14 protein-coding genes are annotated in these 11,941 nt (G+C 72.9%); 9 read left to right on the top strand and 5 right to left on the bottom strand.

All coding sequences use genetic code 11. The features are described 5' to 3' along the window. Positions 1 to 69 precede the first annotated feature (69 nt). Positions 70 to 858: an enoyl-CoA hydratase-related protein gene (locus P8R59_RS03945; RefSeq protein ID WP_278102824.1), complete on the top strand. Its 789-nt coding sequence runs from the start codon at positions 70 to 72 to the stop codon at positions 856 to 858. Between the two features lie 6 nt (positions 859 to 864). Here P8R59_RS03945 and P8R59_RS03940 read toward each other — a convergent pair whose 3' ends face one another. Then, positions 865 to 1,392, bottom strand: a complete 528-nt coding sequence (locus P8R59_RS03940; protein WP_278102823.1) for a MarR family winged helix-turn-helix transcriptional regulator — start codon at positions 1,390 to 1,392, stop codon at positions 865 to 867. A 136-nt stretch (positions 1,393 to 1,528) separates the two neighbouring features. On the opposite strand from P8R59_RS03940, the gene P8R59_RS03935 reads away from it, so the two are divergent. Then, the gene (locus P8R59_RS03935) at positions 1,529 to 2,494 is read left to right on the top strand and encodes a cytochrome b/b6 domain-containing protein (protein ID WP_278102822.1); all 966 of its coding nucleotides are present in this window, start codon (positions 1,529 to 1,531) and stop codon (positions 2,492 to 2,494) included. 406 nt (positions 2,495 to 2,900) lie between these two features. Here P8R59_RS03935 and P8R59_RS03930 read toward each other — a convergent pair whose 3' ends face one another. Further along, the gene (locus tag P8R59_RS03930; protein ID WP_278102821.1) at positions 2,901 to 3,476 is read right to left on the bottom strand and encodes a TetR/AcrR family transcriptional regulator C-terminal domain-containing protein; all 576 of its coding nucleotides are present in this window, start codon (positions 3,474 to 3,476) and stop codon (positions 2,901 to 2,903) included. Positions 3,477 to 3,531: 55 nt separating this feature from the next. On the opposite strand from P8R59_RS03930, the gene P8R59_RS03925 reads away from it, so the two are divergent. From P8R59_RS03925 to P8R59_RS03905, 5 genes are read left to right on the top strand one after another with little or no spacing between them, the layout of a single operon-like run. Continuing rightward, complete coding sequence (locus tag P8R59_RS03925; protein ID WP_278102820.1) at positions 3,532 to 4,131, top strand: biotin transporter BioY; 600 nt, start codon at positions 3,532 to 3,534, stop codon at positions 4,129 to 4,131. After that, positions 4,128 to 5,246 (top strand): class I adenylate-forming enzyme family protein, encoded by a 1,119-nt coding sequence (locus P8R59_RS03920; protein ID WP_278102819.1) that lies wholly within the window; start codon positions 4,128 to 4,130, stop codon positions 5,244 to 5,246. Before P8R59_RS03925 ends, P8R59_RS03920 begins: the two co-directional genes overlap by 4 nt. Continuing rightward, positions 5,239 to 6,339 (top strand): thiolase family protein, encoded by a 1,101-nt coding sequence (locus P8R59_RS03915; protein WP_278102818.1) that lies wholly within the window; start codon positions 5,239 to 5,241, stop codon positions 6,337 to 6,339. Before P8R59_RS03920 ends, P8R59_RS03915 begins: the two co-directional genes overlap by 8 nt. After that, the gene (locus P8R59_RS03910) at positions 6,336 to 7,025 is read left to right on the top strand and encodes an energy-coupling factor ABC transporter ATP-binding protein (protein ID WP_278102817.1); all 690 of its coding nucleotides are present in this window, start codon (positions 6,336 to 6,338) and stop codon (positions 7,023 to 7,025) included. Before P8R59_RS03915 ends, P8R59_RS03910 begins: the two co-directional genes overlap by 4 nt. Beyond that, positions 7,019 to 7,615: an energy-coupling factor transporter transmembrane component T family protein gene (locus tag P8R59_RS03905; RefSeq protein ID WP_278102816.1), complete on the top strand. Its 597-nt coding sequence runs from the start codon at positions 7,019 to 7,021 to the stop codon at positions 7,613 to 7,615. Before P8R59_RS03910 ends, P8R59_RS03905 begins: the two co-directional genes overlap by 7 nt. Before the next feature lie 329 nt (positions 7,616 to 7,944). Here P8R59_RS03905 and cofE read toward each other — a convergent pair whose 3' ends face one another. Next, on the bottom strand, positions 7,945 to 8,724 hold the full coding sequence (gene cofE, locus P8R59_RS03900; RefSeq protein WP_278102815.1) for a coenzyme F420-0:L-glutamate ligase: 780 nt from the start codon (positions 8,722 to 8,724) through the stop codon (positions 7,945 to 7,947). A gap of 1 nt (position 8,725) precedes the next feature. After that, positions 8,726 to 9,232 (bottom strand): GNAT family N-acetyltransferase, encoded by a 507-nt coding sequence (locus P8R59_RS03895; RefSeq protein WP_278102814.1) that lies wholly within the window; start codon positions 9,230 to 9,232, stop codon positions 8,726 to 8,728. Between the two features lie 108 nt (positions 9,233 to 9,340). Between P8R59_RS03895 and P8R59_RS03890 the strand changes: the two genes are divergently transcribed. Together P8R59_RS03890 and P8R59_RS03885 are read left to right on the top strand one after the other, a co-directional pair. Continuing rightward, positions 9,341 to 10,240: a DUF817 domain-containing protein gene (locus tag P8R59_RS03890; protein WP_278102813.1), complete on the top strand. Its 900-nt coding sequence runs from the start codon at positions 9,341 to 9,343 to the stop codon at positions 10,238 to 10,240. Between the two features lie 23 nt (positions 10,241 to 10,263). Then, positions 10,264 to 10,824 (top strand): acyl-CoA thioesterase, encoded by a 561-nt coding sequence (locus tag P8R59_RS03885; protein WP_278102812.1) that lies wholly within the window; start codon positions 10,264 to 10,266, stop codon positions 10,822 to 10,824. 84 nt (positions 10,825 to 10,908) lie between these two features. On the opposite strand, the gene P8R59_RS03880 is transcribed toward P8R59_RS03885, so the two are convergent. Further along, positions 10,909 to 11,886 carry an acetylxylan esterase gene (locus P8R59_RS03880; protein ID WP_278102811.1) on the bottom strand — a complete coding sequence of 326 codons (978 nt, stop codon included), beginning with the start codon at positions 11,884 to 11,886 and terminating at the stop codon, positions 10,909 to 10,911. Positions 11,887 to 11,941 lie beyond the last annotated feature (55 nt).

The following is an 11,941-nucleotide window of genomic DNA, read 5'->3' as shown; positions in this document are numbered from 1 at the left end:
TCCGGAACCCCCTCGGAGATGTCGGGGGCGCGTGCGACGATGCTGGAAGGACACCACGAGGGGAGCGGCATGGCCGATCACGCCGTCGAGTACGAGACGATCCGTGTCGAGCAGCGCGGGCGGGTGGGGTGGATCACCCTCGACCGGCCCGAGGCGCTCAACGCGCTGAACACGAGGTCCATGACCGAGGTCGTGGCCGCGGCGACGGCGTTCGACGACGCCCCCGACGTCGGGGCGATCGTGGTCACGGGCTCCGAGAAGGCGTTCGCCGCGGGGGCCGACATCAAAGAGATGGAGGGCAAGTCCGGGCTCGAGATGTCGCTCTCCGACCACTTCGGGGCGTGGGGGCGCTTCGCCGCGGTGCGGACGCCCGTGATCGCCGCGGTGTCGGGATACGCCCTCGGCGGCGGGTGCGAGCTCGCGCTCATGTGCGACATCATCCTGGCCTCCGATCGCGCGAAGTTCGGGCAGCCCGAGATCCAGCTCGGGGTCATCCCCGGCATGGGCGGCACGCAGCGGCTGGTGCGGGCGCTCGGGTACTACAAGGCCGCCGAGCTGGTGCTCACCGGCCGCATGATCGACGCGGGCGAGGCCGAGCGGGTGGGACTCGTCTCGCGCGTGGTGCCCGCCGCCGACCTGCTCAACGAGGCGGATGCCGTGGCCCGGACGATCGCCGAGAAGCCCCTGCCCGCGCTGTACGCGGCGAAGGCCGCGCTCGATGTGGCACTCGAGTCGACGCTCGCCGAAGGGCTCCGGTTCGAGCGGCAGGCGTTCTTCGCGCTGTTCGACACCGCCGACCAGAAAGAGGGCATGGCGGCGTTCCGCGAGAAGCGGCCGCCGAACTTCACGAACCGCTGAGTCGCGTCACAGCGGCTCGGGCGTCGGCGACGGGTCGGCGAAGTCGCCCGCGGCCTTGCGGAATCGCGCGATGATCCGCACGAGTTCGGTCGCGTCGGCGGGGGCGAGCCCCGGGTCGCGGAAGACCGCGTTCAGTGCGTCCGTGGCGTCGTTGACGCGGCGACGGCCGGCCTCCGTCAGCACGAGCAGCGCGGCGCGCCCGTCCGTCGGGTGGGGTTCGCGCGACAGCAGGCCGTCGCGGGCGAGACGTTCGACCGTGTTCGTGACGCTGGTGGGATGAACCTGGAGTCGGGCGATGGCGCTGGCCATCGGCATCCGTCCCTCCCGTGTGAACGCCAGGAGCCGGAGCATCTCGAAGCGCGAAAACGACAGGTCCAGCGGCTTGAGAGCGTGCTCGATGGATGCCATGAGCAACTGGTGGGCGCGGATCACCGACGTCACCACGGTCATGCCATCGGCGGCGTCGTCCCAGCCGTGCGCGATCCACTGGCGCTTGGCTTCGGCGATCGGGTCGACCGGTAGGCGTCTCGGCATCCGTCCTCCTCCCGCCTCACCGTACCGGGCCTATCATCCTGCGGGTCGTCGACCAAGCGCGTGGTGCGCGCGGTCGAAGGACAGCCGGTTTCGGTATCGTCGGGAGGTCAGTCCTCGCTCCGGCCCGAAGAAGTTGATGGCGTCCACACCCCGCACCCCGCAGCGCGGGTCGTCGCGCGTCTTCGGCGCGCTGACTCCCGCGCAATGGCTCGGCTCCGTGCTGCTGCTGGGCTTCGCGGCGCTCGTGCTGGCGGTCTTCCTCGTGCTGATCGCACGGGTGCTGGTGTCGCTCGGGCCCGTCCGGGGTTTCCTCGACCTCTACCCCGGGTCGTCCGAGCTTCCCGCGGCGGCGCCCGTCGGCATCCCGGCGTGGCTCGGCTGGCAGCATTTCCTCAACAGCCTGTTCCTGCTGCTCGTCATCCGCTCGGGGCTCCAGTTCCGCCGTCAGAAGCGACCGGATGCCTTCTGGTCGCCGCGGGGCAACAAGCGGCGCCGCATCAGCCTGGCGCTGTGGTTCCACCAGGCGATCGACGTGCTCTGGATCGCCAACGGCGTGATCTACATCGTGCTGCTGTTCGCGACGGGGCAGTGGATGCGGGTCGTGCCGACGTCGTGGGACGTGTTCCCGAACGCGGTGTCCGCGGCGCTGCAGTACGCCGCGCTCGACTGGCCGACCGAGAACGGCTGGGTCAGCTACAACAGCCTGCAGCAGCTGTCGTACTTCGCGATCACGTTCGTCGCCGCCCCCCTCGCGATCGTCACGGGCGTGCGGCTGTCGGGGGTCTGGCCGAAGGATGCCGCGCGCCTGAACCGCGCGTTCCCCGCGGAGTGGGCGCGTCGCATCCACTTCCCGGTGATGCTGTTCTTCGTCGTGTTCATCGCCGTGCACGTGTTCCTCGTGCTCGCCACCGGGGCGCTGCGCAACCTCAATCACATGTACGCGGCCCGCGGCTCGGTCGACCCCGACGCCTTCGCCACCGACCCGACCGGGCTGCTGCTGTTCGCGGCATCCCTGCTGGTGATGGCGGCCGCGTGGATCGCCGCGCGCCCGAGCCTGCTGATCCCGGTGGCGCGCCTCTTCGGCGACGTGAAGCAGCGCTGACGCGGGTCTGCCCGCGCCGCCGCCGCGCCCCGCCGAGCGCCCGGCGCCGTGTCCGCCCGGACCGGCGGGCGTCGAGCGCACACGATCCGGTCGAACGCACACGCTGCGGTCGTCCCGAACGTGTGCTCTCGGCCGGATCGTGTGCGCTCGGCGAGATCACGTGAAATGGCGCAGAACGCCGCGGCCTTCGCCGGGCTGCCGTCGCGGTCCCAACGGCCGCCGTCCCGCCCCTCGTGCCGTCCCTGCCGTGCCGTGTCAGGTGCGGGCCGCGACCCGACGCCCCCGCTGCCCGCCGAGCGCACACGATCCAGTCGAACGCACACGCTGCGGTCGTCCCTAACGTGTGCTCTCGGCCGGATCGTGTGCGTTCGGCCAGATCACGTGAAATGGCGCAGAACGTCGCGGCCTACGCCGGGCGCGACGCGGACGCGTGCAGTCCGCGGTGGATGAGGTCGACGCCGAAGGCGAAGTCGGCATCGGAGACGGGGGTCGCGCCCGGGGCGACGACGCCGACGCTGTCGTACTGCAGTCGCTGCTGCTCGTGCCACACGTGCCCCAGGACGAAGTGCAGCAGCGTCGTCCCCGCGCGGGTCGCGACGTCGGGCGAGAACCCCTCGGCGGCCACCGCGGCGGTCAGGCGGTCGAGCGCCGCGGGCGAACCGAGGCCGAGCGCGAGGGTGCTGGAGACTACCTCGGCGCCGTCGCGGTAGGCGAGCAGGGCGTCGCGCAGCGCGCGTGCTTCGGCGACCACCCCCGACCCGTGCAGGAGGGATGCCGCTCGCCCGACGATCCGGTCGGAGAGCTCGGCGAGCAGCGACTGCTTGTTCGGGAAGTGCCAGTAGAGCGCGCTCGGCTGCACATCGAGCCGCGTCGCGAGCCGACGCATGGTGAGGTCGGCGAGGCCGTCGTCGTCGAGGATGCGCAGGGCGGTCCGCGCGACGTCGTCGGCGGAGTGGCCGCGGCTGCGTGCGGGAGGAGTCACGGTTCTGACTATAGTGAACACCGTTCAGGTGAACACCGTTCAGGTAAGGACCGACATGACCACTCGCACTCCGGATGCCACCGACCTCGCTCGCGTGGCCGTCTTCGCCGCACTGATCGCGGTGCTCGGCCTTCCGGGCGGGTTCTCCGTCTTCGGGGGCGTGCCCATCACCGCGCAGACGCTCGGCGTCATGCTCGCGGGTGCGATCCTCGGTCCGTGGCTCGGTGCGCTGTCGGTGACGGTCCTGCTCGTTTTGGTCGCCGTCGGTCTGCCGCTCCTGGCCGGAGGGCGCGGCGGCTTCGCGGTGTTCCTCGGTCCGTCGGCGGGGTACGCGATCGGGTGGATCCTTGGGGCGATCGTCATCGGTCTCATCGTGCACGCCGGCAATCGACGCCCGGTCTGGTGGCGCACGGCGATCGCCATGGTCGCGGGAGGGATCGTGACGATCTACGCGCTCGGCATCCCGGTCCAGAGTCTCGTGACGCGTCTGCCGCTCGCCGAGACCGCGCTGACGAGCCTCGTGTTCGTCCCGGGCGACCTCATCAAGGCGGCGATCGCGACGATCGTGGTGACGCTGCTGGTGCGGTCGTATCCGCGCGGCTTCCGCCGCCAGTGGCGGGCGCCCGCCACGGAACCGGCCACCGTCTCCGCGTGATCGCGGTCGTCGACGGCGACCGGCCCGACCTGCTCGCGCACCTGGCCGAGCTGCGGACCGCCGGTGCGGTGCCCCTCGTGACCGATCCGCGGTGGTCGGCCGAGCAGCTCGCGGCCGTTCGGCGGACGGCCGAGAGGGCCGAGATGCCCGATGACACGGCGTGGGCGGCGCTCACCTCGGGCAGCAGCGGCGCGCCGCGGATCGTGCTGCGCTCCGCCCGCTCCTGGGCGGAATCCTTCGCCGCGGTCGCCGGGTTCCTCGACGCCGGTCCCGACGCCGCCGTGGCGCTCCCCGCCCCGCCCGCCGCGTCGATCACGCTGTTCTCGCTGGCCCACGCCCTCGCGGGCGGTCCGCGTCCCGCCCGCGACGACTTCTCGGAGGCGACCTGCTTCCACGGCACGCCCGAGGCTCTGCGGGCGCTCCTCGATCGCGGAGCCCCGCCCACCCTGCGCGCCGCGCTCGTGGGCGGATCGCACCTCGACCCGGCACTGCGCGCCCGCGCCGAGTCCGCTGGCATCCGTGTCGTGTCGTACTACGGGGCCGCGGAACTCTCGTTCGTCGCGGTCGACGAGGGAGACGGACTGCGCGCGTTCCCCGGCGTCGACGTCGAGGTGCGCGACGGTGAGGTGTGGGTGCAGTCGGGGTTCGTGGCATCCGGGTATCTGGGCGACGGAGGACCCCTGCGCCGGGACGGCGCGTGGGCGAGCGTCGGTGACCGAGCGGAGATGCGCGACGGCCGCCTCGTCCTGCGCGGGCGCGCCGACGAGGCGATCCTCACCGCGTCGGCGACCGTGATCCCCGACGAGGTGGAGCGCGCGCTGCGATCGATCCCCGGTGTGCGCGACGCGGTCGTCTTCGGGATGCCGCATCCCGGGGTCGGAGCCCTCGTCGCCGCGTTCGTCGAGCTCGACGACTCCTCCGTCGGCGGCGCGCCGACGAGCGGTGCTGTCCCGGAGTCGCTGCGCGCGGCGGTCGCGCGCGGGCTCGGACCCGCGCATCGACCCCGTCGCTGGGTGATGGGTGCGCTGCCGCGCACGCCGTCCGGAAAGCCCGCCCGCGCCGACGCGGTGCGTCTCGCGACCGAGGTCCTCGACCGAGGGACCCGTCATGCTTGATCCGGTGATCGTCGCCGCCCGGCGGACGCCCCTCGCGCTGCGCGGACGGGCGCTCGCCGGTGCCGACGTCGGGGTGCTCGGGGGTGCCGTCGTGGCCGCGGTCGTCGCCGACGCCGGTCTCGCGCACGGCGGGGGCATCGCCGACGTGGTGCTCGGCAACTGCGTGGGGCCGGGCGGCAACCCCGGACGCATCGCCGCGCTCGCCGCCGGGCTCGGACCCGCGGTGCCCGGCGGCACGGTCGATCGTCAATGCGGGAGCGGGCTGGCGGCGATCCTGGATGCCGCGGCGTCCGTCCGCGCCGACGGGAGGCCGCGCGTGGCCGGGGGAGTCGAGAGCGCATCCACGGCTCCCGAGCGTTCGCGCGACGGCGTCGCCTACACGCGTGCGCCGTTCACCCCGCCCGGCTTCGCCGACCCCGACATGCTCCGCGCGGCAGAGGACCTCGCGGCGTGCGACGGAATCGACCGGGCGCGCCAGGACGCGCACGCGGCCCGCAGTCATCTCCGCGCCGCGGCCGCGGTCGCGGCTGGACGCTTCGACGCCGAGATCGTGGCGATCGGCGCCGCGCGCCGCGACGATGCGATCGCACCGAACGCGGCCGTGCGGGAACGGCTGCCCGCACTGTTCCCCGGGGGCACGGTCACCGCCGGGACGTCGACCCGCATCGGCGACGGCGCCGCCGCGGTCGTCGTGGCCGCGGCCGGATCCGGACTCGCGATCCGCGCGGGCGCCGTGGTGGGGGTCGACCCGGCGCTCCCGGGCATCGGTGCCGCGCCGGCGATCGAGGCCGTCCTGGCTGCGGCGGGGGCCTCGATCCGCGACATCGCCGCGATCGAGCTCGTCGAGGCGTTCGCCGCCCAGAGCATCGCTGTGCTCTCGCGGCTGGGGATCGCCGACGACGACCCGCGCGTGTGCGCGGACGGCGGCGCCTTGGCGCTCGGCCACCCGTGGGGAGCGAGCGGCGCCGTCGCCGTTGTGCGCCTGTTCTCGCGCCTGGTGCGCGGCGGGGCGCCGGCGGGGACGATGGGTGTCGCCGCGGCATCCATCGGCGGGGGTATGGGAGTCGCCGCGCTCGTGGAGGTGGTCCGATGACCGGGGTGCTGCGCTGCCGCGACCTGACCGTGCGGCTCGACGGACGCGCCGTGCTGAGCGGGGTCGACCTCGACCTGGACGCTCGCACGATCGCGGTGATCGGTGACAACGGGTCGGGCAAGTCGACGTTCGCGCGGGTCGTCGCCGGTCTCGTCCGACGAGACGCCGGCGACGTCGAGGTTCTGGGCCTCGACCCCGACCGGGATGCCGCGGAGCTCCGGCGTCGCGTCGCCCTGGTGCTCAGCAACCCCGACGCGCAGATCGTGATGCCGGTGGTCGGCGACGACGTCGGATTCTCGCTGCGCGCGGAGCGTCTGCCCAGAGCGCAGCGTGCCGAGCGGGTGGCGCGCGCCCTCGAGCGGTTCGGGCTCGCCGAGCTCGCCGAGCGGCCGGCGCACGACCTCTCCGGCGGCCAGAAGCAGCTGCTGGCCCTGTGCGGGGCGTTCGTCCGCGAGCCCGACCTCGTCGTCGCCGACGAGCCCACGGCGTACCTCGACGCGCGCAACGCGCGCCGCGTCGCGGATCACCTGCTCGCCGACACCGGCCACGCGCTCCTCCTCGTGACGCACGACCTCGCCCTGGCGCGGCGCTGCGACGCCGCCGTGCTGTTTGCCGACGGTGCGGTGAGCGCCGCGGGTGCGGCATCCGACGTCGTCGACGCCTACGAACGGGCCCTGCGGTGCTGACCCTGTACCGCCCCGGTGACGGGCTCCTGCACCGGATGTCGGCGGGCCCCAAGATGCTGCTGCTCGCGGTCGTCGCGGTCGGGCTGGCGGCGCTGCCGACCGCCGCGTGGGTGGCGGCCGTCTGCGCGGTGGCCGTGCTCCTCGCCTACGTCGTGTCGGGCATCGGCGTGCGGGAGCTCGGGCGGCAGGTGTGGGGGCTCCGCTGGATCCTCGCGATCACCGTGATCGGCCAGCTCGTATTCCTCGGCCCCGAACCCGCCCTGGCCAACACGGCGCGCGTCGCGGCGGCGCTCCTCGTCGCCGCGCTGCTCCCGCTCACCACCCGCGTGGACGACATGCTCGACGCTCTCGAGCGCGGCCTCGGTCCCTTGCGCCGGGTCGGGATGGATGCCGAGCGTGCCGCGCTCCTGCTGGCGGTGACGATCACGACGATCCCCGTCCTCGCGCGGCTGGCCGCCGAGGTGCGCGAGGCGCAGCGCGCCCGGGGGGCCCGCCCGTCGCTGCGGGCGGGGATCATCCCGTTCGTCGTGCTGTCGCTCCGCCACGCCGACCAGCTGGGCGAGGCGCTCGCCGCCCGCGGCGTCCGCTGAGCGGGGTCCGGCTCTCCGGTGCGCCATGTCCGCGAGGCGCGACCATGTCCGCGAGGCGCGACGATGTCCGCGAGGCGCGACCATGTCCGCGAGGCGCGACCATGTCCCACTTCAGGTCGTTCAGAGGCCCTCTCACCAGCAACTACTGGGACGCAGGCCGCCATAAGTGGGACGAGGGTGCGCTGCGCCGCCGACTGCCGAGGCTCTGTAGTCGCGAGGCCGCGCGCCGCCGCTCACGACCATGTCCCACTGCTTGTCGCTCAGCGGCCGCCTGACCAGCCAGTACTGGGACATGCGCCGCCGTAAGTGGGACGAGGGGACGCCGCCGCTCAGTCGGCGGATTCGGCAGCGGAGTCGGCCGTGGCGCGGCCCGCGGCGAACCCGGCGGCGTACGCCTCGTCGGAACCGAGGGCGAACATGTCGCGCTCCGCGGGGCGCACGATCGAGCGGGCGCCGGGGAGGTCGAGGTCACCCACCAGGTCGGCGCGGCCGCGCACGATCGCGACGGGCAGCCGCGCCGCCTTGCCCTTGACGAGGTCGGTGGCCGCCGCCAGTTCGTCGGCGACGCACGGCAGCGTCACGACGAGCGGGCGCCCCTCGGCATCCGTCGTTCCGCGCAGATCCTCGAACACGTGCACGCCCGCGGCGCCGATCGCGTGGTCGGTCTGACCCTCGCGCCAGGCGCGGCCGAGGGTGTCGGTGATGAGCACGCCGACGTGCGCGCCGGTGGCGAGGCGGAGTCCGGAGGCGATCGCGCGCGCCGACGCGTCGGGATCCTCGGGCAGCAGCAGCACCGTGCCCTCGGGGGTGTTGCTGGCGTCGACTCCGGCCGCGGCCGCCACGATGCCGAGGCGGTTCTCGACGATGCGGGTCACGTGTCCGGCGGGGGAGGTGCGGGATGCCACGAGCCGCACGGTCTCGCGGGTGATTGCGTCTTCGCGGTCGTCGGCGCGGAGGATGCGCCCCTCGGCCTTGGACACGATCTTGCTGGTGACGACGACGATGTCGCCGTCGCGGAGGGTGTCTCCGGCGGCATCCGCGATCACTTCGACCAGGTCTGTGCCCGGCGAGATCTCACCGATGCCGGCGAGGGCCCAGATCTGCAGCACGTCAGCGGACGAAACGCACCTCGGTGAGTTCTTCACCGAGGAAGGGCTCCACGTGCGAGGCGCCGTCGAGCGCGAACCCGTTGCGCGCGTAGAAGCGGTGCGCGCGGGGGTTGTCCTCGGCGACCCACAGGTACAGGCCTTCGTCGCCTTCGACGGCGGCGTCGAAGAGCTGCTGCCCGATGCCCGTGCCGTGGAACTGGTCGAGCAGGTAGATGAAGTAGAGCTCGCGCGGGCGCGGGGCGTCCTCGTCGCGGGCCGGGCCGGAGCCGACGAAGCCGACGATCTCGCCGTCGACGAGCGCCGCACTCATGCGGTAGTCATCGCCCTGGGCGGCCCAGTGGGTCCACAGCTCGGCCATGCGCTTGGGGGAGACCGCCTCCAGGGCGGCCGTGCTGATCAGGTGGTCGTACGTCTCGTGCCAGCACGTCGCGTGCACGCGGCCGAGGGCCTCGGCATCCACATCTCGCACCGGACGGACGACGATGTCGGTTCGGGGTTCCGCAGTCATGGCGCGACTCTACGCGGCCCTTCCGCCACCGGGAAATCGGCCTCGGACGACCCGGCGGTGCGGTATGACCCCGGCATCCTGCCAGGGTCGCGTGCCACGATCCCGGGCATGATCGCGCGCCCCGCCCTGACCTCGGTCGAGGCGCGCATCGACGCGTTCGCGAACCGGCTCCTGCGTTCCGCGCCGGCGACCGGCGCGCGGGCGCGGCTGGTGGAGTTCACCGTGTTCGTGCTGAAGCAGGCGTGGGCGTGCGTCTTCGGGGCGACGTTCCTCGCCGTCGTGGTCGCCGCGAAGCTCTGGTACCCCGACGATGCCGCACTGGCCCGCAACGATGCGCTGACGATCGCCGCCGTGGTGATCCAGGTCGTCATGGTGGCCGGGCGGCTGGAGACGCTGCGCGAACTGCGCGTGGTCGTGCTGTTCCACGTCGTCGGAACGGTCATGGAGCTGTTCAAGACCGACGTCGGCTCCTGGATGTACGCGGCCGACGGAGTGCTGCGGATCGGGGGCGTGCCGCTGTACAGCGGCTTCATGTACGCCGCGGTCGGCAGCTACATGGTGCGGGTGTACCGCCTGTTCGACCTGCGGTTCTCGCGCTATCCGCGGCGGTGGCTCACCGCGATCGTGGCCGCCGCGATCTACGCGAACTTCTTCACCCACCACTGGATCGTCGACCTCCGCTGGGTGCTGGTGGCGGCGGTCGTGGTCCTCTGGGGGCGCACGACGATGCGGTTCCGCTTCTTCCGGGGGACGTTCCGGATGCCGCTCCTCCTCGCGTTCGCGGGTGTCGCGGTGTTCATATGGCTCGCTGAGAACATCGCCACGTACGCCGGGGCGTGGCTCTACCCGTCGCAGGTGGGCGGGTGGCATCCGGTCGACGCGTCGAAGCTGTCGTCGTGGTTCCTGCTGATGATCGTCTCGGTCGTCCTGGTGACCTGGGTGTATCCGCCGCGCGAGCCGGACCCCGTCGCCTTGTCGGCAGCGGACAAACAAATCGCCGTTCCATAGGAAGATCACTACGCTCGCCGGTCGTGAACGTTCTGTGGCGCACCCTGCTGGTCCTCTTCCGCGCGCGGCTCCGACTGCGTCGCGAAGGCCCCCTCGATCCGAACGCGGTCGGGCGGATGCGACTGCGCGTCCTCCCCACCGACATCGACCTGCTCCGCCACCTCAACAACGGGCGCTACCTGTCGCTGTTCGATCTGGGGCGATGGGATCTGCTGACGCGCACCGGGATCGCGGGTGCGATGACGTCGCACGGCTGGTACGCCGTGGTCGCCGCCGAGACCATCACGTTCCGCCGTTCGCTGGAGTTGTGGCAGCGGTTCGAGCTCGAGACGCGGCTGCTCGGACACGACGATCGTGCCGTCTACCTCGAGCACCGTGCGGTGGTCGACGGCGAGATCTTCGCGCGGGCGATCATCCGCGCGCGCATCCTGCGGCGCTCGGGCGGAACCGTGCCGCACGAGGAGCTGTTCGCGGCGGTCGGGCGCCCCGAGGGCGTGCCCGACGTCGAGCCGTGGGTGCACGAGTGGGCCGCAGCCTCCGCGCTGCCCTCGACGAAGCGTCCCGCACCGAGCGACTGGCGCTGAGCCGCCCGTTGCGTGAGTCGCCATGATTTGTCGCCTCGGGCCACGGCCAGGCGACAAATCATGGCGACTCACGCGTGCGGGGCGTCAGCCCGAAAGGCCGAAGCGGGCGTCGAGCCACGCGACCTGACGCGCCCAGTGGCGCGAGCCCCCGCCCTCGTGGCCGTTGTACGGGTAGACCTCGATCGCGGCATCCTCGGATGCCAGCGCGTGGAACGCCGCGAACACCCCCGACGGCAGCACGATGTCATCCATCAGCGCGACCGAGAAGAACGCCGGCGCCTGGATGCGGCGGGCGAGGATCGCCCCGTCGATGTGCGACAGCGTGTGCAGCGCCGCGGCGGTGTCGTCGCGGTGGATGGACAGCCAGCGCGTGACCTCGGTGAACGGCGGCGAGGGCGTGCGCACGATGGCGTGGGGGATGTCGCACAGGAACGGCACGTCCGGAAGGACCGCGGCCACCGCGTCGCCCGACAGTGCCGCGGCGGCGATCGCGAGCGCACCGCCCTGGCTGCCCCCGGTGACGGCGATGCGCGTGGCATCCACCCCGGGGAGCTCGCGCACCACGTCGACCAGACGCGCGGCGTCGGTGAAGAGGCGGCGGTAGTAGTACTCGTGCGGGTCGTGGATGCCGCGGGTCATGACGCCGGGGTAGGCGGCGGTGGAGCCGTGCGGGTCGGGGGTGTCGCCGATGCTCCAGCCGGATCCCTGGCCGCGCGTGTCCATGATGACGTGCACGTAGCCGGCGGCCGCCCACGCGATCTTGTCGCCGGGGAGGCCGCGACCGCCGCCGTACCCGATGAACTCGACGACGGCTGGGAGCTGTTCGCCGCCGTGCGGGCGCACGACCCAGCCGCGGATCTCGTCGCCGGCGAATCCGGTGAACGTGAGGTCCTGGATCGAGAGAGCGCGCACCGGTCCGTCGACGCGCGTCAGCGTCGCGGGCCGCGCGGCGGCACGGGCTTCGGCCAGCGTGTCGGACCAGAACGCGTCCAACCCGTCGGGCTCGACGAGCTCCGGGCGGTACTCGCGCAGAAGCTCGAGGGGCATGTCGGTGAAGTTCACGGCCACGGGGTCCTCCAGGTGTCGGGGCGAATCGACAGTAGCGAATGGGGCGTCG

Origin of the sequence: Microbacterium proteolyticum (assembly GCF_029639405.1) — a bacterium.
Classification (GTDB): domain Bacteria; phylum Actinomycetota; class Actinomycetes; order Actinomycetales; family Microbacteriaceae; genus Microbacterium.
The sequence above is the reverse complement of the archived record's forward strand: the minus strand, read 5'-3'. Positions and strand labels throughout refer to the sequence as shown.